Source organism: Empedobacter sp. UBA3475 (assembly GCF_002378465.1).
Taxonomy (GTDB): domain Bacteria; phylum Bacteroidota; class Bacteroidia; order Flavobacteriales; family Weeksellaceae; genus Empedobacter; species Empedobacter falsenii_B.
The window spans coordinates 53,975-76,772 of record NZ_DFRA01000001.1 but is presented as its reverse complement, the minus strand read 5'-3'; the positions used below and the strand labels follow the sequence as shown (position 1 = coordinate 76,772).

21 protein-coding genes and 1 pseudogene are annotated in these 22,798 nt (G+C 31.7%); 9 read left to right on the top strand and 13 right to left on the bottom strand.

The window, feature by feature from the left end:
• From B3I31_RS00360 to proS, 3 genes and pseudogenes are all read right to left on the bottom strand, one after another.
• Positions 1 to 1,094, bottom strand: a pseudogene (locus tag B3I31_RS00360) (hypothetical protein); the annotation flags it as partial.
• 3 nt (positions 1,095 to 1,097) lie between these two features.
• Positions 1,098 to 2,609, bottom strand: a complete 1,512-nt coding sequence (locus B3I31_RS00355; RefSeq protein WP_286495557.1) for a T9SS type A sorting domain-containing protein — start codon at positions 2,607 to 2,609, stop codon at positions 1,098 to 1,100.
• Positions 2,610 to 2,805: 196 nt separating this feature from the next.
• Entirely contained in the window at positions 2,806 to 4,284 is a 1,479-nt protein-coding gene (gene proS / locus B3I31_RS00350; protein ID WP_286495556.1) for a proline--tRNA ligase, read from the bottom strand.
• A gap of 103 nt (positions 4,285 to 4,387) precedes the next feature.
• Here proS and B3I31_RS00345 point away from each other — a divergent pair, with 103 nt between their 5' ends.
• Positions 4,388 to 5,719 carry a hypothetical protein gene (locus B3I31_RS00345; protein ID WP_115001801.1) on the top strand — a complete coding sequence of 444 codons (1,332 nt, stop codon included), beginning with the start codon at positions 4,388 to 4,390 and terminating at the stop codon, positions 5,717 to 5,719.
• 21 nt (positions 5,720 to 5,740) lie between these two features.
• Positions 5,741 to 7,135, top strand: a complete 1,395-nt coding sequence (locus tag B3I31_RS00340; RefSeq protein WP_286495555.1) for an OmpP1/FadL family transporter — start codon at positions 5,741 to 5,743, stop codon at positions 7,133 to 7,135.
• 93 nt (positions 7,136 to 7,228) lie between these two features.
• On the opposite strand, the gene B3I31_RS00335 is transcribed toward B3I31_RS00340, so the two are convergent.
• Positions 7,229 to 7,984, bottom strand: a complete 756-nt coding sequence (locus B3I31_RS00335) for a head GIN domain-containing protein (RefSeq protein WP_286495554.1) — start codon at positions 7,982 to 7,984, stop codon at positions 7,229 to 7,231.
• A gap of 113 nt (positions 7,985 to 8,097) precedes the next feature.
• Here B3I31_RS00335 and B3I31_RS00330 point away from each other — a divergent pair, with 113 nt between their 5' ends.
• From B3I31_RS00330 to B3I31_RS00320, 3 genes are all read left to right on the top strand, one after another.
• The gene (locus B3I31_RS00330; RefSeq protein ID WP_286495553.1) at positions 8,098 to 8,862 is read left to right on the top strand and encodes an exodeoxyribonuclease III; all 765 of its coding nucleotides are present in this window, start codon (positions 8,098 to 8,100) and stop codon (positions 8,860 to 8,862) included.
• Between the two features lie 10 nt (positions 8,863 to 8,872).
• Entirely contained in the window at positions 8,873 to 9,406 is a 534-nt protein-coding gene (locus B3I31_RS00325) for a hypothetical protein (RefSeq protein WP_038332722.1), read from the top strand.
• An 80-nt stretch (positions 9,407 to 9,486) separates the two neighbouring features.
• Complete coding sequence (locus B3I31_RS00320) at positions 9,487 to 9,960, top strand: GNAT family N-acetyltransferase (RefSeq protein ID WP_221854535.1); 474 nt, start codon at positions 9,487 to 9,489, stop codon at positions 9,958 to 9,960.
• A 44-nt stretch (positions 9,961 to 10,004) separates the two neighbouring features.
• Here the strand turns inward: B3I31_RS00320 and B3I31_RS00315 are convergent, their stop codons facing one another.
• From B3I31_RS00315 to kdsB, 9 genes are all read right to left on the bottom strand, one after another.
• Positions 10,005 to 10,529 (bottom strand): DUF4136 domain-containing protein, encoded by a 525-nt coding sequence (locus B3I31_RS00315; RefSeq protein WP_181816331.1) that lies wholly within the window; start codon positions 10,527 to 10,529, stop codon positions 10,005 to 10,007.
• Positions 10,530 to 10,617: 88 nt separating this feature from the next.
• Positions 10,618 to 11,133, bottom strand: a complete 516-nt coding sequence (locus tag B3I31_RS00310) for an NUDIX hydrolase (protein ID WP_115001815.1) — start codon at positions 11,131 to 11,133, stop codon at positions 10,618 to 10,620.
• 19 nt (positions 11,134 to 11,152) lie between these two features.
• Positions 11,153 to 12,040, bottom strand: a complete 888-nt coding sequence (gene xerD / locus B3I31_RS00305; protein WP_180905186.1) for a site-specific tyrosine recombinase XerD — start codon at positions 12,038 to 12,040, stop codon at positions 11,153 to 11,155.
• Positions 12,041 to 13,624, bottom strand: a complete 1,584-nt coding sequence (locus tag B3I31_RS00300; protein WP_291060263.1) for a S41 family peptidase — start codon at positions 13,622 to 13,624, stop codon at positions 12,041 to 12,043.
• Positions 13,625 to 13,631: 7 nt separating this feature from the next.
• Positions 13,632 to 14,075 (bottom strand): deoxycytidylate deaminase, encoded by a 444-nt coding sequence (locus tag B3I31_RS00295; RefSeq protein WP_219034393.1) that lies wholly within the window; start codon positions 14,073 to 14,075, stop codon positions 13,632 to 13,634.
• 6 nt (positions 14,076 to 14,081) lie between these two features.
• Positions 14,082 to 16,043, bottom strand: a complete 1,962-nt coding sequence (locus B3I31_RS00290) for a site-specific recombinase Gcr (RefSeq protein ID WP_280049617.1) — start codon at positions 16,041 to 16,043, stop codon at positions 14,082 to 14,084.
• 108 nt (positions 16,044 to 16,151) lie between these two features.
• Entirely contained in the window at positions 16,152 to 16,820 is a 669-nt protein-coding gene (locus tag B3I31_RS00285; RefSeq protein WP_221627915.1) for a LolA family protein, read from the bottom strand.
• Positions 16,821 to 16,899: 79 nt separating this feature from the next.
• Positions 16,900 to 17,451 carry an HNH endonuclease gene (locus tag B3I31_RS00280; protein ID WP_038332702.1) on the bottom strand — a complete coding sequence of 184 codons (552 nt, stop codon included), beginning with the start codon at positions 17,449 to 17,451 and terminating at the stop codon, positions 16,900 to 16,902.
• Between the two features lie 144 nt (positions 17,452 to 17,595).
• Positions 17,596 to 18,339, bottom strand: coding sequence for a 3-deoxy-manno-octulosonate cytidylyltransferase (gene kdsB / locus B3I31_RS00275; protein ID WP_221854531.1), 744 nt, complete (start codon positions 18,337 to 18,339; stop codon positions 17,596 to 17,598).
• A 200-nt stretch (positions 18,340 to 18,539) separates the two neighbouring features.
• Between kdsB and B3I31_RS00270 the strand changes: the two genes are divergently transcribed.
• The 4 genes from B3I31_RS00270 (at position 18,540) to B3I31_RS00255 (ending at position 22,759) form a co-directional block, all read left to right on the top strand.
• Entirely contained in the window at positions 18,540 to 19,331 is a 792-nt protein-coding gene (locus tag B3I31_RS00270) for a DUF3822 family protein (protein ID WP_180905191.1), read from the top strand.
• Positions 19,307 to 19,849: an RsmD family RNA methyltransferase gene (locus B3I31_RS00265; protein WP_280049619.1), complete on the top strand. Its 543-nt coding sequence runs from the start codon at positions 19,307 to 19,309 to the stop codon at positions 19,847 to 19,849. Before B3I31_RS00270 ends, B3I31_RS00265 begins: the two co-directional genes overlap by 25 nt.
• Positions 19,850 to 19,983: 134 nt before the next feature.
• Positions 19,984 to 22,152, top strand: coding sequence for a TonB-dependent siderophore receptor (locus tag B3I31_RS00260; protein WP_291060259.1), 2,169 nt, complete (start codon positions 19,984 to 19,986; stop codon positions 22,150 to 22,152).
• Between the two features lie 118 nt (positions 22,153 to 22,270).
• Positions 22,271 to 22,759: a TlpA family protein disulfide reductase gene (locus tag B3I31_RS00255; protein WP_219034399.1), complete on the top strand. Its 489-nt coding sequence runs from the start codon at positions 22,271 to 22,273 to the stop codon at positions 22,757 to 22,759.
• The last annotated feature ends 39 nt before the right edge of the window (positions 22,760 to 22,798 follow it).

Here is a 22,798-nt window from a genome sequence, read left to right as displayed (position 1 = left end):
TTTTTAGGGAAGATTACAGGTATTGAAGTATTATTTTTAGATATATTAATACTATTTAATTTATATCCTGTAGTGTAGTCTAATCTATTATCGTAATTAAAAGAAACATTAATGTTTTTAGAACTAATATTTTTTAAATATTTAGCATTATTTGATTCAAAATAAGAAGTACATTTTTCAGATTTTTGACTTATTATTTCACCTGGCAAATTATTATTTCCATATGTTATTGAATAGCTCTCTGAATAATTTAAAGGGTATGATTTGTATAAATTATCATATATAAAATCAATATTATTATTTTTAGAGTCTTTTATTTGCTTTAAATACCAAGTAGAATTTGGTTCTCTAGAATAGCTTTTGGAACAATTTGTTGTGATTTTTGTAGTTTCAACAAAAGCTTCTTCACCTCCAAATTCATAACTAATACCATCCGGTGTAATAAAAGTAAATTTCAGATAATATTTATGAGTAGTAGGGTTTTGTATTTTAATAAATGAAGCTTTTATATCAGGATTTTCATTAATATAAATTACACCATTATCAATATAAAATGTACCACTGTATCCATTAAAATTAAAATTAAAAACATCTTGTTGAGAATCAATTAAATTAGGTTCTCCTTCCAATCCATTAGCAGAATATATCTTTCGATATATGTCGTAATAATTATTTAAGTATTCATTATCTGTAAAATTTCCAGACAATGCTGTTTTCATTAAATCTTTGGAAGGTCTTAACAATTCAAATCCGCTATCTTCATCAGGAAGTCCCTTCACAACACGTGTAATCATTCCTCCTGCATTTAAATTCCATCCCATTCCTACCAATCCTGCAATATCATTAACTTTTACACCATCTGTATAATAAGTTAAATTTAAATTTAGATTAATATCTCCATTTTTTAATGAATAAATTGGAATCTGATGACTAAAACCACCTTTATTTCCACTTATATCTAAATTTCCATTTTTTGTAAAAAAATAATTTTCTAAAGAAGGAGGTGTAACTTCTGTACTAGGAACATAACTATTTTGCTGAGCATAAGTATAAGACAAAGCTAATAAAGCAAGTAGCACTATATTTTTCTTCATGTATTACTTTTTAATAATTTTAATAGATTCAGTTTGGTTATCGTGGTTGATTTTTAGGATATAAACTCCACTAGGATAGTTTCCTAAAGAAATTGGTGTAGAACGGTATTTCACGTCTTTTGATTGTAGATGTTGCCCTATTAAATTATAAACGTCAACAGATGCTTTTTTGAAGTCTTTATTGATTAAAATATTCACCACATCTTGGGTTGGGTTGGGATAAGCTTCTATAAATACACGTTTGATATCATCTGTATCTTTTCCTAATTTCACTAAATAAAAATCAGATTGACCTTTATTTCCTTTGGCTTGTTGTGTAGAGTTTCCAAATAGTATAATTGACCCATCACGAGTAGTGATTGCTTTTTCAAGGTAATTAAATCCTTTTTCTCCAAAAGTTTTAGACCATTTTTCTGTTCCATTTTCATCAAATGACTTTGTGATGTAATAACTTTCAATAGAAGAAGTTGTCGTTTTTTGTTGTAAAGTTGAGATTTGATTGGCTGTTAAAATAAACGTATCATTAATGGATTGAATTTCTGTGATGGATAAATCTTTTTGTTCTTCTATTTTGGTTGTTTTGTGAGGTTGAAGATTCAAATCTGTTTGAATAATTTTTGTCTGAATTTTACTCCCATTTTTTTCATTAATAGCAAACAAATAATTATTCTCTTGTTCTTGAAAAGAAATCAAAAAGTTTTCAGCATTTAAACCTAAATTATTCTCCGAAATAATTTCTCCTTTTTGATTAATTTCGACAATCCAAGTTGAATTGAATTCATGATCAATTGTTTTATTGCCACTTGCTGGAGAATTAGAATTTCCAACCAACAAAAATCCTTTTTTAGTCTCAATAACTGATTTTAATTTATCATCAAACAATCCTCCAAAGGTATTTTCCCAAAGAAGTTCTCCTTTTTCATTTAACTTGATAATGTAGTAATCATTTCCTCCAAAATGTTTACTTTTCTTTAGTTCAGAAGAAGCAGAATTGGAATTTGAAGCAATTAAATAACCTCCATCATTGGTTCTAATCACATCAACAGGAATATCATTTCCATTTCCTCCAAAAGAATTTTGCCATTGTAGTTTTCCCTGTGCATCAATTTTTATCACCCAAATATCTTCAGCTCCTTGATTATTGGATGTTTTATCTCCTGATTTTGATGATGTAGAAGCTCCTGCTAAGATATACCCTCCATCAGCAGTAGGCTTAGCCGTATATAAGAAATCTGAACCGTTTCCTCCAAATGAATTTTGCCATTCTTGCTTCCCATTTTCATCCATTTTCCAAATGAAATAATCTAAACTTCCTTGATTTTTCTTTTGGATATCTCCTGTTGCATCAGAAGCAGAACTGCCTAAAATCAAGAATCCATAATCAGGTGTAGAAATAGCATTATAAAGATATTCTGCTTGTTCTCCTCCTATAGATTTTTCCCACAACACATCTTGTTGTGCTGATAGCCCATACATAGAAAATAAACAGAATACCGACAGTAGAGTTTTTCTCATATATGTTAGTGTTAATTAGTAATCGAATATACTCCTTTTTTTGTAAATGATTGATATTTAACAAAAAATAATATTCTGCTATAGTAACTACGTTTAAAAGAATTGCACGCCAAAAAACATTAAAATAAAAAAGGAGCTAATTAATAGCTCCTCATTTATTTTGGAAAGTTTTTTTTGCTAATTATTATTTAACAAATTAATACGCTTTTGCATATAAAACTCTGTATTTTGCTGGTTTTCCAGAGAAAACATCTACTCCTTCAGTAGGCGTTTCAAAAGCTTGAGGAATACAACGAATTGTTGCTTTCGTCTCATTTTTTATAGCTTCTTCTGTTTCTTCTGTTCCGTCCCATAAAGCTGAAACAAAACCACCTTTATTTTCGATAATATCTTTGAATTCTTCAAAAGTTGTTGCTTCTGTTGTGTGAGTATCTCTAAAATCTGACGCTTTTTGGAATAAATTAGTTTGAATATCTTCTAATAATTTTTCTACTTCAGTTGATACATTATCTAAAGCGATGAATTGTTTTTCTAAAGTATCACGACGAGCAAGCTCAACATGACCTTTTTCTAAATCTTTTGGACCAATTGCGATACGTACAGGAACACCTTTCAATTCGTATTCAGCAAATTTCCAACCTGGTTTCGTTTTATCATCATCATCAAATTTGATCGAAATTCCTTTCGCTTTCAATTCAGACGAAAATTTATCCACCACTTGACGAATTTCTTCTAATTGTTCTTCTGTTTTATAAATTGGAACAACAACAACCTGAATTGGCGCTAATTTTGGAGGTAAAACTAATCCTAAATCGTCAGAATGCGTCATAATTAATGCACCCATCAAACGAGTAGAAACTCCCCAAGAAGTTGCCCAAACATATTCTTGTTTTCCTTCTTTGCTTGCGAATTTAACATCAAAAGCTTTTGCAAAGTTTTGCCCTAAAAAGTGAGAAGTTCCCGCTTGTAAAGCTTTACCATCTTGCATCAACGCTTCGATTGTATAGGTATCATCAGCACCCGCAAAACGCTCAGAATCTGACTTTCTTCCTTTTACAACTGGAATTGCCATAAAATTCTCTACAACATCCGCATATACTTCTTGCATTTGTTGCGCTTCCGCAATTGCTTCTTCTTTTGTTTCGTGAGCTGTATGCCCTTCTTGCCATAAAAACTCGGCAGTTCTCAAAAACAAACGCGTACGCATTTCCCAACGCACAACATTTGCCCATTGATTAATCAAAATTGGTAAATCGCGGTACGACTGAATCCAACCTTTGTATGTACTCCAAATAATTGCTTCTGAAGTTGGACGAACAATTAATTCTTCTTCTAATTTTGCTTCTGGATCTACAATCAACTTTCCTTTGTTATCAGGATCATTTTTCAATCGATAATGCGTTACAACCGCACACTCTTTCGCAAAACCTTCTGCATTTTTTTCTTCGGCTTCGAATAAACTTTTAGGAACAAATAAGGGGAAATAAGCATTTTGATGACCTGTTTCTTTAAATCTTTTGTCTAATTCTGCTTGTAGTTTTTCCCAAATAGCATAGCCATATGGTTTGATCACCATACACCCTCTAACCTTCGAATTCTCAGCTAAATTTGCTTTTACAACAAGCTCATTGTACCACTTAGAATAATCCTCAGCACGAGTTGTTAATTTTGCCATAATCTTTTATATTTGTTGATAAGTTTCGTATCTTTACTTGGCATTAAAATTGCCTATAAATTTATGCAAATTTAATTATTACAAACGATGTAAATTTATAATTATGAACAAAGTTTATAAAATTTCTAATAAAATTTCTGCAACTACATTAATTCTTGTGGCTGCATTAGGAATTTCATCTTGTTCGACTTATCAACCAAGTGGTTACGAAAGCGACGGAGTTTACTATAATCCGAAAACAGATAAAACCTATCAACAAGCTCAACTACAACATGGTAACGAGCAAGGAGAACAAGAAAATAAAGGGGAAATAAAAATTGGTAGTCCATACTTCGATGCAGAAGGAAATGGTGCTGAACAATTTTATTACCAAGATGATGTTGATAGCACAAATGATAATACTCAATCTAAATCAGCAACCAAAGTTAAAATTAACGGATATGGTTTAGGTGGTTACAATTATTTTGGAAACAACGACTATACATTAACTTATAACGGATCGAGTAATTATAACTGGGGACGTAATGATGGTGTAGAAATTAATATCTGGAACAACTATCCTTGGTACAGCTACGGATGGGGAGGTTTCTATAATCCATATCGTTGGGGATATTACAATCCTTGGTATGGTGGATGGTACGGAAACGGATTTGGTATTTCATTCGGATGGGGATGGAACGATCCATGGTATAATGGATATTATGGTTGGGGTTGGAATAGACCTTACTACGGTGGATATTACGGAGGTTACTACGGATGGAACAATTGGTACGGATATCCTGGTTATTATGGATATGGATATGGATACAATCGTCCAAGAGGAATTTATTCTCAACCAGGTTACAGAAATGGTGGTCGTTTAAATAACACGATTAATTCTACTCGTCCTGTTGGAAGTTTAAATGGTAGAAACAACCAAATCTCTACAGGTTTAAGACCAACTCGTGATAATACAATTAACAATACAACACGTCCAACTCGCGAAGTAAGACCAGGTGCAGACCAAAGTCAAATTAACGGAACTCGTCCTACAAGAGAGGTTAGACCTTCTGTTAATCAAGGACAGATGAATAATACACGTCCAACTCGTGAAGTAAGACCAAGTGTAGACCAAAGTCAAATTAACGGAACTCGTCCTACAAGAGAAGTTAGACCTTCAATTAATCAAGGACAAATGAACAACACGCGTCCAACTCGTGAAGTAAGACCGACACAAACACAACAGCCTACTTACAACACAAGACCGACTCGCGAAGCTCAACAATACCAACAACCAACGAGAAGCTATGAAAGAACAAATAGCATGAACAATTCTCGCCCATCATATTCTACACCTTCTCCAAGTAGAGGTAGTAGTATGAGTAGCGGAAGCATGGGAGGTGGTTCTCGCGGAAGTAGCACAGGAGGAGGCTCTCGTGGTGGAGGAAGAAGATAACTAGATTTAGATCATATAAAAATGAAAAAAATATTATTAAGCCTTTGTACCTTAGTTGGTACATTGGCTTTTGCACAACAGAACAAAGGATACGAAACTCAGTATTCTACAAATGCTATAAATTTATATTCGCAAGATATTAACAGCGGAAATGCTAAATATATTGGTGTTGGTGGAGCTGTTGGTGCATTAGGAAGTGACATTACTTCAGTCGAACAAAACCCTGCTGGATTAGGAGTAGCAATTAACTCTGATGTCCAAGTAACAGCTGGTGTTTCTACTTTTAGCAACAAAACTAATTTCGGAACAAATATCAAAGAATCTGAAAGTAATTTTGATTTCCAACAATTTGGAGGAACATTTGTTTTTGCAAATGAAGCTTCAAAATGGAATCGTTTCACAGTTGGCGTAGCTTATCTTAATCAGCGTTTAGACAATTATTCATCAATTGGAACAAATGAAGGAATTAAATTTTCTGAACCAAATGGAACTTTCAATGGTTACATTAAAGATATTGATGGATATAAATCTAAATTCTCTGTTAATTTAGGAACAAGTTATGACGACAAAGTTTATTTGGGATTTGGATTAAACTTCCACGAAACTAACTATTCTGGTTACGAACAATATGCAGAGCGTGATGACGACAATGGAAAAACCTACGTATACAATGCAGATGGAGCTCCATATAGTGAAATTGGACAAGGATTTTCTTTCTCTTTAGGTGCTATTTACAAAGTGAATCACAATGTACGTTTAGGCGCAGCCTATCATTCTCCAGTTTGGTACAATATTTCTAAAGATTTTTACTCAGCTAATTTTAACAGTGATAAAACTGCTGTAGATTCTTATTATATGTATTCTTCTGATTATGATATGACTCGTGGTGGACGTCTTGTAGGAAGTTTAGGTTTTGTTGTTGGTAAAAATTTATCTCTGGGTGCTGATTATACGTACCACATGAACAATGACACGAAACTAAAGCCTACACAATATTTTAATGGAGATAATAATTTCATCAATGATGTTGTAAAAAATTCAAGTGAAGTTAGAGTTGGTGCAGAATACCGTGTAGATCGTTTCAAAGTAAGAGCGGGTTATAATTATATAACTTCTCCTTACAAAGATTTTACGATGGATATTGCGAACGAAAACAATGTTGTGACAAATGCAGCTGTTTTATCGAAAGCATTTCAAGGAGATATCAATCGTGCAAGTTTTGGTTTAGGATATGATTTTGGTGGATTCTATATAGATGCAGCTTATCAATATCAAACGCAAAAATATCAACAATTGATTGGTGGAACAGATTATATTAATATTAATAATGAATTTGTTTCTTTACCTAATACTTATGCTCCAAAAGTTAAATTAGACAACAATTTATTCTTATTGACATTAGGTTGGCAATTCTAATAAAAAAAATAGATATAAAAAAAATCGGATGAAATTCATCCGATTTTTTTGTAGTACTAAATATTAACTTATCATAGTTTTAAACAAAAACTATTAGTTTATTCTTTTGATAGAAGACATTCCAGAAGTGCTCACTTTCGTTTTCAAACCATTTTCGTCTACATAACGAACAGAACTCGCTCCAGAACTATCAGCAGTCAAACTATTCACAGCCCAAACTGTTGTAGAACTTGCTCCTGAACAATCAACAACTACATTCGCAGCTTTCAATTCTTTTCCAATAAACGAAGAAGCTCCTGAAACTGAAATGTTTAAATCCTGTACATTTCCAGAAATTTTCATACTTGATGCACCAGAATTATCAACCGAAATAGAATTCGAAACCACATCTAATTTTAAATTACTAGCTCCTGATAAATCAACAGCCATTTTTTCTACTTTCTGCGTTGGCAAAACGGTAACACTCGTTGCACCTGATAGATCAAACGAACGTAATTTTTGATGAGGGAATTTAATTTTAATAGAAGAATTTTTCAAGTTTACGGTTCCATTAATTTTCATAACCAAAACACCATTTTTCACTTCAGTCGTGATTCTATTCATAATATTATCTGGCGCTTCAACAGAAATTTCACCATTATAATTACCATCAGAAACAGTAACACTTATTGCACTGCTTACATCAATTCCTTCAAAAGAAGATATCTTACGCATTTCTGTAATTGTATTACTACTTGCCTCTACTCGGTCTAAATAATTAGAAACTGGCGATTTAGAATTTAAATCTACCGAACAGCTCGCAAATCCTAACGAACTGAATATTAAAATTGGAAGAAAAATGTATTTCATATTGATGTCTTTTATTATTAAGACGTATTAACTTCTAAAAAGTTACAAAAAATATTCACTTTATTCAAATTTCTAAATCAATCCGTCATAAATATTTAGTAATTTCGCTAACTATGAAAATCATCAGTTACAATGTAAATGGAATTCGCGCTGCGATGACTAAAGGTTTGGTTGAATGGTTAGAAGCTGCACAACCAGATGTTTTTTGTATTCAAGAAACAAAAGCAATGCAAGAACAAGTGGACACAAAACCGTTTGAGGAATTGGGTTATCACATTTATTGGCATGCAGCGGAGAAAAAAGGATACAGTGGAGTTGCTATTTTCTCGAAAATAAAACCTAATCATGTACAAATAGGAACTGGAATAGATTATATTGACAAAGAAGGTCGCGTTTTGAGACTTGATTTTGACAATGTTTCGGTAATTAGTTTGTATTTGCCAAGTGGAACAAATATTGATCGATTAGATTTTAAATTACAATTTTGTGAAGATTTTAAAGATTACATCAAAGAACTTAAAATCTCTCATCCAAACATTGTAATTTGTGGCGATTATAACATTTGTCACGAAGCAATCGATATTCACGATCCTGTTCGTAATGCGAAAGTTTCTGGTTTTTTACCTGTCGAAAGAGAGTGGATGACTGCTTTTCTTGATGAATGTAATATGATTGATTCTTTTCGTTATTTTGTAAAAGAACCTCATCATTACTCATGGTGGTCTTATCGTGCAAATGCGCGCAACAATAACAAAGGTTGGAGAATCGATTACAATATGGTGAGTAATACATTAGAAAAAAATATGACGCGTGCAACGATTTTACCAGATGCAAAGCACTCAGATCATTGTCCTGTTTTATTAGAATTAGACGTTTAAGATTATATAAATGAAAAAAATTGTACTTTGTTGTTTAACACTTTTTGCAATTGCAAGTTGCGTTCCTCAGAAACAACACCAAGAATTGGAAGCTAATTATTACAGAGCTTTAGACGATCAATCAAATACATCTAAAGATTTGACATTAGCTAATTTGAAAATCGAAACTCTTGAAAAAGATTTAGCAAAAGCTAAAAGCGAATTATACATCAAAGATACAGCTTTGACAAATGCGCAAGCTATGATTAGAATGGCTCAAAAAGAACATGATACTAATTTGCAAGAATTGTATTCTGCATTGAATAGTTCTGGAGAAAAATCAAAACTTTTCTATACTCAATTAAACGAAAAAGAAAAGCAAGTTGCAGAATTAACTCAAAAAGTAAAAGATTTAGATGCTAAGATTGATCAAAAAGATACAGAAATCTTCAATCTAAAAAGACAAATCTTAACACAAGAGATTAACCAAAAGGTTTCGGAAGCAACAGCTACGCCTCCTAAAACAACAACTCCAGCAAAACCAAAAACAACAACAAAAAAGTAAATATAAAAGTCTTATCATAATTGGTAAGACTTTTTTTATTCTTTAAATCGAAGTAACTTTGCAAGAACTAAAAAGTTTTAATGAAAGTTATTTGCGAAACAAAAAGTTTGGTCTTACGAGAGTTTTTTGAGATTGATGCATTCGAATTATTTCAATTAAATTCTGACAAAGAATTGATGAAAATCGTCAACGAAAAACCGTATAAATCTGAAGACGAAGCGAAGTTTTTTATCGAAAATATGGAGAAACATTACCAAGAATATGGTTTTGGTCTTTGGGGTGTTCACGAGAAAAAAAGCGGACGATTTGTTGGTTGGGGAGGTTTGCGCCAAACAAAATACGGCGCAGTTATCAACATTCGTCTGAAACGCAAATTTCAGAACAAAGGTTACGGAACAGAAGTTTTGAATGCAATTGTTGATTACGCAAAAAATGAATTGAAATTAGATAAAATTGCTGCAAAAGCAAATGTAAATCAACCCGAAACGTTGAAACTTTTACAAAAATCTAAACTTCAACAATCAGAAGAAAACGAATTAATTTTTAAATTATAAAAAACAAAAAAGCCTTGAGATATTTATTTCTCAAGGCTTTTTTATTATTTCTTTTTAGGTGGAAATTTTTGTAGCAATTTCGTTACACCTTTCTGAATATTTGCTGCACGAACTTCTGGCGAAGCTTTCAAGGGCATTTGAATTTTCAAGGTTCCTTCCCAAACTAATCTTCCCTCATCCTTCATCGAAATCGTATAATTTTGATTTAATTTTTGAGACATAATCGGAATTCCAACCGAAACTCCACCTCCAAAACCATAACCGCCCGTTCCCATTCCAATTCCTACATTAGAGTTTTGTTGTTTTGAAACATATTCTTCTGGCTTCACGTCTAATGTTAAACTTCCATCATTCGATTTCTGAAAACCTCTGTACAACATTCCTTTTTCAATCGACGAATATAATCTGGCAGAATCTAAATCATTCAAACCTAAATTTCCCGTTTGTGTAAAAGAATACGTTCTATTTGTTTCAAAATCAAAATCTCGGTCATAATCTACCGCTATATTTTGCGTGCTACATGAAACAATTGTTAAAAATAACGCGCTTAGTAAAAGTATTTTTTTCATTGTTTTAATTTTTAAGATGAGTACCTGAAACAAGTTCAGGTTGGCATACAGGTCATATTGAACTCGCTTCAACATCGCATCACATTAGTTATTTCAAAGAAGTAATATAAATTTCCACCACTTTTCTTAACGAATCAAAACCAATTTCATCTAAATTAATTTCGTTGATAGAAACCCATTTTACTTCTGCTATTTCATCTTTTTCAAGCGTAATTTCTTCGTCTGGAAAATCAGCAATAAACGCTAAATCACACGTTTTATATGGAACTTCTTTGTACTCGTATGTATTAGGTTGAGAAAGAAAATACTTGAAATTCTCTAAAGGAATTTTAATTCCTAATTCTTCCTCAATCTCTCGTTGACAGGTCCTTTCTGCCGATTCATTTGGATCTGTAAAACCTCCAGCCAAATCTAACATTCCTTTCTTTGGTTCTCTATTTCGAACTGTAAAAAGAATTTTATCTTCTTTTTTTAGAATAACCGCCACAGCAGCTGCCACATTTTGATAATAAACCAAATCACAATTGTTGCACGACATTTTTCTAAAATCAAAATGATCGATAGAATGTCCACAATTTGGACAAAATTTAAACGATTTTATCATCTTTTTAGGTTAATGATTATTATTTATTTCTTGGATGAAATTTGATAATCGCATCTCGAATAAATTCTTGATCAACATGCGTATAAATTTCAGTCGTCGTAATACTTTCGTGTCCCAACATTAACTGAATTGCACGAAGATCTGCTCCATTTTTCAATAAATGAGTCGCAAAAGAATGGCGAAACGTATGCGGACTTATTGTTTTTTTAACTCCAGCAATTATCGATAATTCTTTAACGATTGTAAAAATCATCACACGTGTAAGGTTTTTACCTCGTCTATTTAAGAACAAAAAATCTTCGAAACCAGCTTGTATAGGAAGATGAATACGAATACTTTCTTTGTACAAGTTAATATATTTTATCGTATAATCGCTAATCGGAACAAGTCTTTGTTTGTTTCCTTTCCCAATGACACGAATAAAACCATCATCAAAAAAAAGATCAGAAATTTTGAGATTTATCAATTCCGAAACACGCAAACCACAACCATAAAGCACTTCTATAATCGCACGATTTCGCTGTCCTTCTGGTTTTGATAAATCAATTACTTCAATCATTTTATCAATTTCTTTTTCAGAAAGTACATCAGGAAGTTTCATCCCAATTTTTGGAGTTTCAAGTAAAGAAGTCGGATTATCTTCTCTAAAATCTTCGAGTTGTAAGTATCCAAAAAAGCTTTTCAAGCCAGAAATAACACGCGCTTGCGAACGCACGCTATATTCGCTCGATGCAAAATCGTGTACAAAATCCCTCAAATCATCTTGCGAATAATCTAAAGGTTGTTTATCAGAATAATTAATTAATTTTTGAATATCGCGTAGATAACCTTCAATTGTATTAGCAGAAACTCTTTTTTCTAATTTCAGATACATTTGATAGTCATACAAAGCATCTTTCCACAGCATTTACTTCGTTATTTTTTCAAGTTCAAAAATACGCTTTATCATTTCATCTTCGGGCATCCAAACTTGATAAAATGCACGCGAACCATATAAAGTTCCAGCAATTGTGGCTTTCATGTAGTTATCAACAGTTGTTGAAAAGACAGGGTTAAACTCATTTGAAGGAATTCCTAAAACACCTAAAAACTCATTTCTATACATTCCAGCACTGAAATATTTCAGATAAATTGCTTCGTTATGAAACATGAAAAAATCGTGAATTGAATAAATTTTCTTGAATAAAAAATCATTAAAATAATTTGCATCTTGATTATAATACAACCAGTTCGAAACCGAATTTGTATCTAATGCAACAAACTCATCAGGAATAATTCCACCACCGCCGTAGACTTTTTTACCTGAAGGCGCCGTAAACTCTAAATCTTTATTAATTTTAATTGAATCTTTACTATATAATTCACCTGATTTTAATCGTTTATATAAATCGTCACTGTATTTTGCTGTTTTTTTATCAAATGGTTTTTGAATAGATCGACCAGAAGGCGTGTAATAATTCGCAACAGTCAAACGAACTTTGGTATCATCGCCTAAATTAATTTCGCGTTGTACCAAACCTTTACCAAACGAACGACGACCAACGATAATTCCGCGTCCATAATCTTGTAACGCTCCCGCAACAATCTCACTCGAAGAAGCAGAATTTTCGTCCATTAAGACATAAATTTTTCCTTGTTCGAAAAGACCTTTATTTGTAGCGTAAATATATTTTTTACGTTTTTGTTTGTCTTGTGTGTAAACTATCAATTCGTTTTTCGTCAAAAATTCATCTGCAATTTCTTCTGCAATATGCATGATTCCTCCAGGATTTCCGCGTAAATCGAACACCAAAGTTTTCATGCCTTGATCCAATAAATTTTGTAAACCTTCGTGAACTTCATTTGCAGAATTTTCAGAAAAACGAGTCAATTTAAGATAACCAATATCTTTCGTTAACATATGTTTTCCAGTAACCGTAGGAATTGGAACAATAGTTCGATTTAGCGTAACAGAAACTGGTTTTCGATCGCGAATAACAGATAGTTTAACTTCCGATCCTTTCTTACCTTTCAATAAACCTTCTATTGTTTTATTATCTTTTGCAACCAAAGATTGATTATCTACAGCAACTAATTGATCTCCAAACTCTAGTTTACCATAATTTTTCGTTCCAGGTAATGTACGTTCAACAACAATGGTGTCATTCATTGTACGAAATTGAATACCAATTCCAACAAATTCACCTTTCAATTGTTCTTCTGCCTTTTGTACAGAAGCTTTGTCGATATATGTACTATGTGGATCTAGCTTGGCAACCATATAATGAATCGCATCATCAACCAAACTATCCGAATTAACATCGTTCACATATTCATTGTCAATCAAAGAAACTAATCGACGAATTTTTTGTTCGTTATCCGAATATTGCAAACCTACAATATCCTTGTTTTCATCGAACGCAAAGTCGTATTTTTTCCCAACCATAAAACCGATTAAGAAAATAATCATCACAACTAATACGATATTAATAACCTTGAAAAAACTTCTCATTGAAATGTTAACTGTATAATTCTTCTTCCGTAATTTGTCGAATTGTAATTCCTGATTTTTCTAAAAACTCTAACCCAGAAAGATCTTTGTATTGTTGAATGTAAACGATGCGCTTTATACCTGCTTGCAAAATAAGTTTGCTACAATCTGTACAAGGCGAAAGTGTAATATACAATGTCGCTCCTTCTGCAGATTGTGTAGACGTTGCACATTTTAGAATTGCATTTGCTTCGGCGTGCAAAACATGCCATTTTGTATTCCCTGCTTCGTCCTCGCATTTGTTCTCAAAACCACTTGGCGTACCATTGTAACCATCAGAAATAATCATTCGATTTTTAACAATAATTGCACCAACTTTTTTGCGTTCACAATAGGATAGATTCGCCCATTCAAAAGCCATTTTAAGATAAGCTTTATCGTAACGTAATTGTTTTTCAAAGTTTGTTTCCATTTCTAACTAAGCTTCTTCTTTGTTTTTTGTCCATAAAGGCGGAATAAAAAATGGTAATGGGTTTCGGAAAAATGCTTTTAATGTATGTGAAATCATCGTAAAAATCTTATAAAAAGGAATATTATTAGATCGCATTGCCATTAATAATGATAAGATAAAACTAACTAAGAAGTTGCTCCAACCAACCATGAAAATTGCAATAAAACCTATAATCATTGGTCCAATATCAAAATGATAGCCCATTCCTCCAATACCAATCGCGAAGTTTCCTGAAACGAAAGTAATGTGTCGAATATCGAAAGGTTGACCTGTAAAATCGCCAATCAAAAAGGCACATCCCATCATAAAACCGAATGCAACATTACCGACAACTCCTCCCATATTTTTCTCAAACCAATTCGAAATTCTTCTTCTTCTACGTTCTGAAAATGATTTCTTCAGAATTGGATGATTATAAATACGTTCTGGAATATTATGAAAACGTTGATTATTAATTGTAATTCCAGAAATTAATCCTGAAAGGAATAAGAAGACTCCAGCAATTGCTCCGAAGTAAAAAATATGCCAATCCATTATCACTACTTCTTCCCAATAATGATACGCTTTAGAATATTTTAAAACTTCTAATCCTAAGATTTCGTTGAGTAAATAAAATATTCCTAATGAAACCACAAAACCTGCAACAACATTTCCTAAAAAAGCAATCATTTGGCTTCTTACTAATTGCGCAAATAAAGTTGTAAAATCTTTCACATTCAGTTCAGAACCAGAAGTCGGCACAAGCGAACGAGCTAAACGAGCTGCTGTCATAGAAGGCTGTTTTGTAGCAAGCGTCATATGTGTCAAATAAATCGTACAGAAACCAACAGCGTAATTAATACTAAAGAAAAATGCTTTAAACAATGGCGATGTATCATGTATATTTCCAATTCCGGTTTTGATAAAACACAAAAAAGAAACAATAAAACCACCTCCACAAGCTGTCCAAAACATCTTGTTATACTCTTTGGCTGTCTGCGTAATATATTTTTCTCCTGTCTTACCATTATGATAAGTAACTAAGAAAGTGATTAAATAAACCGTAGAACCTAACTGATTACTCATAAAATTCTTTGGTGCATAAAATTCAACCCATTTCTTTGTTGCAAGACTATAGAAAGAAATTATTCCGTGTAATCTTAGTTCATTATAACTATTTAAAATTGTTTGCAAACGAACTAATTGTTGTTGCAAACGATTGATTTTTGATGCAACTTTCAATGAAATTCCTTTGTAATCTTTTTGTGTTAAAATATCATTTAACAAATGTTTACATTTCGAAATACTTTCTTTGATTTCTAACATATCAAAGCCAGCTTGTGGATTTTCGATAATGTTACTAATCTGCATCGAAAGTTTAGAGAATGGATTATCAAGATAATTAACCTCGTTACTGTAACGCATCATTTCTTTATCCGAAAATCCTCCAGTAATACGAACCGTCAAAATAGAAATTGCTTGTAAAAGCTGATTCTGAATATTGTTAACGTTTCCTTTAAAATTATCTGGTTCGATATCTTGATACAATACTTCGAAAAATTTTCGCCAACGATCTCTTGGAATAATTCGGATTGCTGATAAGTTTTTCGAATTATAAAAAATCTCATTTACCACAGAAGTTAATTCATTATTATCTTCGATATCTGGTAAAAGAGAATCCATTATTTTCTTTCGAAAAATGGATAATAAATTATCTTCCAGATGAATTCCACTATCTACTAAATAGCTAACGAAATTGATTTTCCCGAATGTATTTTGAAGTTCTTCGCGAAAAATTAATCGATATGTAGGGTTATTTTGAAGTTTAGAAATTAGATCATCTATAAAAGAAATTGAATCTGGATAATCTTTTCTTGCTTTCTCTAATAATCTTAGAAAAAAGCTCTTCTCGTATTTTTTATTTTGATCAAATATAGAGTCTAAAGCCATATTTTAATTTCTTCATTCAGAGTACAAAAGTAAAAAACTTATACTACCTAAGCAGTATAAATCAACAGAAATAAAAAAGTGATTCTTGATGAACCACTTTTTATATATTTAGAATTTAAAATTTTTCTTATCTATTGCTGGGTTGATTTTTATGTCATTAAATTTTATCACATATTCTCCTCCATCAACTGGTTTTCCTACCACTTTTGTGGCAAAAGATAATCCGTTATACGTCTTGAAATTAGAGTAATAAAGTGTTTCGTCTTTATTTTTTTCCATTACAATTTCGTACGAATTTTTATCAAAACAATATATTGTAGAATTTGTATTTTTTGTTAATTCTATTTTGTAACAGCTATTATTTTGATCGTATTTATCTACACCTAAGTATTTTACTTTAAATCCTTTTTGTTTATATTTCAAAATATCCGAATCAAAAGAGTCTGGTTTATAATCTTTTACAGCTACATTTTTCTTAGCAACTTCACTGTATGTCCATCCCATTCTACCATCATATCCTTCGTTCAAGATTTCTTTTCCATTCATCACAAACACTACTTTTTTGTTGTAAGGGCGTTGATGATAAACAATCATTGGATAAGAATCTCCAACATTTATAATGGCTTCTCCTTTTAGGATAATACTGTTCAAATTATTCCAAGCTGCTTCACCTCCTGTTTTTTGAATATGAGTTTCGATTATTTTCTCTGCATTTTGTGCAAATGTAGTCACAGAAAATAATGAAATCATAAGCGCGCTAAACGTCAATTTCGACATAAGAACTTTTTTAATTTTTAACAATCTGTCGAACAAGATATAAAAACTAATTTAAAGTTCTGTAAAGAAATATTGTCTTTTAGTCTTTTTTAACTTCTATATGAGCCCAATTTTCACCTCTTAAAATACGGTAAACCTGACCTTGAGAAATATTAAATTGTTTTGCTAGTGTAGAAATTTTTGTTTTTCTATTTGGATCAATTAATTTCTTTTTCAGACGAATAACTTGTGCTTCTGTCAACTTACTATTTGGAATACTGTCTAAACGAGAACGTCCTTTCATCATTCTAAATAAATCCTTGTTGTGCTCTTTCCATTCGTCCAATGTTGCCCATTTCAAATTATCCATTGCGTTGTTTAATTTGTTATGATCCAAATGCACTACATATTCTTTATTGTCTTTATTTGGTAAAAAAGTTTCGGCAACCATTTTATGTACATATTTAGCTGTACGTTTTCCGTCTGCTTTTGTTACCCAAATCGCACGATAACCATTGTTAATCGCTCCTTCTAAGATTTTGTATTTATCTTGTCCTGTGTATAATTTTTTTACAAGACCATCTTTTGAAACTAAAAAGGATCTTTTTTCAATTAATCCTTCTGCTTCGTATTCTTTCCATGAATCACTCATAATCACTATTTTACTTATTTACTCCATTTTACAACAACATTCATACCGAAATATTTTTTTAAGTATTAATTAACTTAATTATTTCATTTCCACGTCAAGTATAGCTGATTTTAGGGCAAATATAAATCATAAAAAGTTTAAAGATTATTTTTTAACAATAGTGGATAAGTACTTTTTTGCACGCTCTAAATCTTCTGGTGTATCAATTCCTACTCCTATCGATTCGGTTTCAATCACTTTAATCTTCATTCCATATTCCAAATAACGTAATTGTTCTAATTTTTCTGCACGCTCATTTTGACGCATTTCAAGTGTTGAAAACTTCAACAAAGCTTCTTTTCTAAACGCATAAATCCCTAAATGACGAAAATAATTTGGTGTAAAATTAGTTTCACGTGCAAATGGAATTGCTGAACGCGAAAAATAAAATGCAAAATCGTTAATATCAGTGACCACTTTTACAAAATTAGGATTGTTAATATCTTCTTCCTTTGTAATGGATTCTTTTAAAGTCACCACATCTACAGTTTTTCCCAATTCTCCATCAAAAGAGGATAAAATATCTGCCAAAGCTTTTTCGTTCACAAATGGTTCATCGCCTTGCACATTCAAGATAATATCACATTCTATATCTTGTATAGCTTCAGCAATTCTATCACTTCCTGTTTCGTGATCTTTGATACTCATGATTGCTTTTCCGTTGTGCGAAACAATTTCATCAAAAATTAAATCAGAATCTGTCACCACAAAAACATCGTCAAACAAATTAGTAGCGACAACATTTTCGTACGTCATTCTTATCACAGTTTTATCGCCCAATTGTTGCATCAATTTACCTGGAAAACGTGTTGCTGCATAACGAGCTGGAATTACGGCTATTTTTTTCACAATTTTTAATTTCAAATTTCTGTAAATTTAAAATAGATTCGGCTGAAATGCTTCTTTAATCAACAAAATAATTATAGTATCTTTGCTAAAATAAATTTTCTGTATGAAGATTGCTTTCAAAATTTTGTTATTTTTGATTTCATTAGGATTAATATATATCTTAATCAACGAGTTAAAAATTCAAGGATAAAGAAAAATTTATGTCAAAAACAACTCAACATTCGTTAGCGATTTTACTATCTCACGATATGCTTAGTTATATTACCAAAACAACCGACGGAGAAACGACTTCGTACTCGGATGTGTATGACTATTCGGTAGATTTTACAAATCTTAACAAAACGGAAATTGAGATTGAACATGAATTGCGTTCTAATTTGACTTTGCTACAAGAATATGATTATGTGCATATTTGTTTTTTGTCGACAACTGTAAATGTTGTTCCAAATCACTTTGCGCACAAACCTTTTGAGGAATTGTTATCACTTTCTAACTATAGTCCTGTAAAATTAGCGATCGATTGTCCTTTGGAAAATGTAGATGCATCAATTATCTACAATATTCATTATCCACTAAAAGATATTTTGCTTTCATTACCGAATTTGCAAAATGCGCGTTTGTATCATTCGGGCAAATTCTTGGTAGATTATGGAATGATTAATTCTAAAAACGATGAAATTTATATCAATTTAATGCATCAAAAATTAGAAGTTTGCGTGTTGAGCAATGGAGAATTTATTTTTTATAATCTATTTGAAACAAAAACGAAAGAAGACTTTTTGTTTTACATTTTGTATACATTAAATCAATTAAATATTAGTCCAAATACCGTTTCATTGTATGCTTTTGGCGATATCTTAAATTCGCCAGATTTTTACGAAACTTTACAAAAATATGTGCGTCATATTTCGTTTAACGAAGCAGACAAACAACTTGGGCAATATTTTACATTATATAAATTATTCGAATGCGAATCATTTCAGGAACATTAAAAGGAAAAAGAATCACAGCACCAACCAACTTGCCGGTGCGCCCAACAACAGACTTCGCGAAAGAAGCTTTATTTAATATCTTAAACAACGAATGGTATTTCGACGAAATTACCGTTTTAGATTTATTCTCTGGAATTGGAAGTATTTCATTAGAATTTGCTTCACGTGGAGCAAAAAAAGTAACTTCGGTTGATAATTTCTACGGTTGTGTAAAATTTTTGGACGAAACAGCGAAACAATTAAAATTAGATGATATTATTTCTACTGTAAAAAGTGATGTCATTAAATATTTGGACAAGCAACCAATCAAAAAGTTTGATATTATTTTTGCTGATCCTCCTTACGATTTGGATGTAGAAACTTACAAAAAAATCCCAAATTTGGTTATCGATAATCAATGGTTAGAAGAAGGTGGAAATTTTGTTTTAGAACACCCATCAAGCATTTCTTTTGAAGAGCATCCAAACTTTGTACAACACAAAAAATACGGAAACGTACACTTCTCTTTTTTCGAGTAAACATCCATTTTCTTAAAATATTTAACAAAATCGACTGATAGATGATATCTATCAGTCGATTTCTTTTTTTTATTTATACTAAGTCTAATTAAATTTGCACTATTAATTTTATTTAGAATAAATATATATAACATATGAAACGAAATAATCTTCTACTTGCGTCAATTACTCTGCTTAGTTTTTCTACGGCATTTGCTCAAGAAACAACGAAAGAGAAAAAAGATTCAATTAGCAATCTACAAGAAGTTGAAATTTTTGGAGATCGTAACAAGAATCAAAGAGGTTTAGAAACAATTACACGTTTTCCTGCAAATCCTCAAAATCAAGTTCAATCTATTTCAATTATTTCTGAAAAGTTAATTGAAGAACAAGGTGCACAAACAATTACAGATGCTACTCGTAATGTACCAGGTGTTACGTTATTTGGAAATTATGGAGGTATTCGCGAGTCGATGTCTATTCGTGGATATAGAGGAGTTCCTGTCTTAAAAAATGGTGTTCGTATGGACTCTGATTTCCGTACAGGATCTGCTGTTATTGATATGGCTGGTGTAGAATCTATTCAAGTTATTCGTGGTTCTGCTGCGGTTACACAAGGAATTGGAAATGGATTAGGTTCTGCTGGAGGTGTAATTAACGTTACAACAAAAACGCCACGTTACATCAACCAAGGACATATTTCTGCTCAATATGGAAGCTGGAATACTTTCCGTTCTACATATGATATTCAACGAACAGTTACAGAAGATAAAAATTTAGCTTTCCGTTTAACAGGTTCATATAACAATGGAGATAGTTATAGAGATGTTATTAACAGTAATTCTTTCTATGTAAATCCATCTATGGCTTGGAAAATTGATGATAAAACTGAATTTGTTGCTGAGTTTGATTATTACAAAGGAAATAAAACGCCAGATCGTGGAACTATCAATTTAGGAGATAATTTTACTGAAGCTTTATACGATATCGGTGATAAATTTATGGGATATGATATCGATAATACCGAAATCAAAAACTATTCTTACGCTGCTCGTATTACAAGACAGTTAACAAATAATATTAGTGCTAGAGTTGCTTACTTTAGTAACTTCTACAACAGTGACCAATTAGGAGCAACGTTAGCTTCACCAAAAGGAAGTACAGAATATAACATTCGTAATCGTGGATTAGGTCGTTCTTTTAGAGATGATAGAAACTCGACTTTACAAATTGACTTGATTGGTAAAGATATGAGATTTGGTGATTTCAAATGGAATTGGCAAGCTGGATATGATTATACAATCAACCGTTTAGAAACAAGAACTGCAGATGGTATCGGAACTATTGATCAAATTGATGTTTTCAAAGATATTAACCATTCGATCAACTTAACTCCTGAGCAAGAAGCTAAATTAGCTTGGAACAAAGACAAAACAAATCTATCAAGAGGTTATTCTTACGGATTTATGACACAACATCATTTCTCTTATAAAGATTTAATCACATTTGTTGGAGGTTTACGTTATAGCTATTTAATCGATAACCACGATGGTGTTGTAGATCCTGTTGTTGGTTTAGTTGTTTCTCCTTGGAGAAATGTAAATGCTTACATTACTTATGCAACAAACACAAGTTTACGCTCTGCTTTAAACATTATGACTGATGGAAGCAAAGCTGGACCTTCTGTTACAGATCAAGTAGAAGTTGGTGTTAAAACACAATGGTTCAACGACCGTTTACGTGCAAACGTAGTTTACTTCAACATGAACAACGATAACTTAACATTCGAAACATACGAAAATCAAACAGCAACTGGTTTATACGAAAAAGCTGGTAATTTGAGACGTAAAGGTATCGAGTTTGAAGTTGCTGGTCGTCCATTACCAAACTTACAAGTTATGTTAGGATATGCATACTTAGATGCTGGTTACCACGATTCTCCTCAATATGTAGAAGATTCAAGACCATCTAATGCGCCTTACAATACAGCAAATGCTTGGGTTCAATATAAATTTATTGAAAATAATTTCTTGAATGGTTTCACTGTTTCTGCTGGTGTTTACTACGTAGGTTCAAGACCATCTAACGAACAAAGTTTAGATCGTGATGCTCATGGTAATTTCTACGGAGGAAGCAAACCTTTCTTATTGCCAGATTATTATACATTAAATGCGCAAGTTGGATATTCTATGAAAAGATTTGACTTCCGTTTATTCTTTAATAACATTACAGATCAGTTAGGATACAATTCTTACTTCCGTGGAGGTTACATCAACCAAATCGATCCATTTAATATGGCTGCACAAGTAAATTTCAAATTCTAATTTTCTCAGAGTTAAACATATTTTTAGCATTTATTTAATAGGAAAACGACAGTTTTATAAACTGTCGTTTTTATTTTGGATAGAATTGACTAACTTTCGTCAAAATTTTTCTTAAAACATGAAAACAAAAATTACTGCTTTATTGATATTCTTTTGTTCGATTTTTACATTTGCACAAACAGAAAATACGCTAAAATCTATTCCAGAATTTTCTTTTGTAAAAATGCAATCCGAAGGAATTTTCAGTTCAAAAGATATCAAAAAAGGAAAACAAACGTTAATCGTTTTATATTCGCCAACATGTATTCACTGCCAATTAGCCTTGAATCATTTTAGCAATAATTACGAAGAACATTTAAAAAACACTCAGATTATTTTGGTTTCTGAATACGAAGCAAAAGACGCTATCCCTTTCCTAAAAGAGCACGCATCTAATTTTGTAAACAATAAAAATGTAGAATTATTATATGATTCTAATTACGAATTTGGTCCAATTTTTCAACCAACTTCTATTCCTACATTTTATTTATTCGACAAGGATAAAAATCTTGTTACAATCAAAAAAGGTTCTGTAGAAGCAAATCAAATTTTTAAATATTTGAAATAATTTAAAAATTAATCCATAAAAAAAATCCACTCAATTGAG

Excerpts from the sequence above, each read along its gene's own strand:
- B3I31_RS00355 (WP_286495557.1), bottom strand. The coding sequence starts at position 2,609 with ATGAGAAAAACTCTACTGTCGGTATTCTGTTTATTTTCTATGTATGGG.
- proS (WP_286495556.1), bottom strand. The coding sequence starts at position 4,284 with ATGGCAAAATTAACAACTCGTGCTGAGGATTATTCTAAGTGGTACAAT.
- B3I31_RS00345 (WP_115001801.1), top strand. The coding sequence starts at position 4,388 with ATGAACAAAGTTTATAAAATTTCTAATAAAATTTCTGCAACTACATTA.
- B3I31_RS00340 (WP_286495555.1), top strand. The coding sequence starts at position 5,741 with ATGAAAAAAATATTATTAAGCCTTTGTACCTTAGTTGGTACATTGGCT.
- B3I31_RS00335 (WP_286495554.1), bottom strand. The coding sequence starts at position 7,984 with ATGAAATACATTTTTCTTCCAATTTTAATATTCAGTTCGTTAGGATTT.
- B3I31_RS00330 (WP_286495553.1), top strand. The coding sequence starts at position 8,098 with ATGAAAATCATCAGTTACAATGTAAATGGAATTCGCGCTGCGATGACT.
- B3I31_RS00325 (WP_038332722.1), top strand. The coding sequence starts at position 8,873 with ATGAAAAAAATTGTACTTTGTTGTTTAACACTTTTTGCAATTGCAAGT.
- B3I31_RS00320 (WP_221854535.1), top strand. The coding sequence starts at position 9,487 with ATGAAAGTTATTTGCGAAACAAAAAGTTTGGTCTTACGAGAGTTTTTT.
- B3I31_RS00315 (WP_181816331.1), bottom strand. The coding sequence starts at position 10,529 with ATGAAAAAAATACTTTTACTAAGCGCGTTATTTTTAACAATTGTTTCA.
- B3I31_RS00310 (WP_115001815.1), bottom strand. The coding sequence starts at position 11,133 with ATGATAAAATCGTTTAAATTTTGTCCAAATTGTGGACATTCTATCGAT.
- xerD (WP_180905186.1), bottom strand. The coding sequence starts at position 12,040 with ATGCTGTGGAAAGATGCTTTGTATGACTATCAAATGTATCTGAAATTA.
- B3I31_RS00300 (WP_291060263.1), bottom strand. The coding sequence starts at position 13,624 with ATGAGAAGTTTTTTCAAGGTTATTAATATCGTATTAGTTGTGATGATT.
- B3I31_RS00295 (WP_219034393.1), bottom strand. The coding sequence starts at position 14,075 with ATGGAAACAAACTTTGAAAAACAATTACGTTACGATAAAGCTTATCTT.
- B3I31_RS00290 (WP_280049617.1), bottom strand. The coding sequence starts at position 16,043 with ATGGCTTTAGACTCTATATTTGATCAAAATAAAAAATACGAGAAGAGC.
- B3I31_RS00285 (WP_221627915.1), bottom strand. The coding sequence starts at position 16,820 with ATGTCGAAATTGACGTTTAGCGCGCTTATGATTTCATTATTTTCTGTG.
- B3I31_RS00280 (WP_038332702.1), bottom strand. The coding sequence starts at position 17,451 with ATGAGTGATTCATGGAAAGAATACGAAGCAGAAGGATTAATTGAAAAA.
- B3I31_RS00270 (WP_180905191.1), top strand. The coding sequence starts at position 18,540 with ATGTCAAAAACAACTCAACATTCGTTAGCGATTTTACTATCTCACGAT.
- B3I31_RS00265 (WP_280049619.1), top strand. The coding sequence starts at position 19,307 with ATGCGAATCATTTCAGGAACATTAAAAGGAAAAAGAATCACAGCACCA.
- B3I31_RS00260 (WP_291060259.1), top strand. The coding sequence starts at position 19,984 with ATGAAACGAAATAATCTTCTACTTGCGTCAATTACTCTGCTTAGTTTT.
- B3I31_RS00255 (WP_219034399.1), top strand. The coding sequence starts at position 22,271 with ATGAAAACAAAAATTACTGCTTTATTGATATTCTTTTGTTCGATTTTT.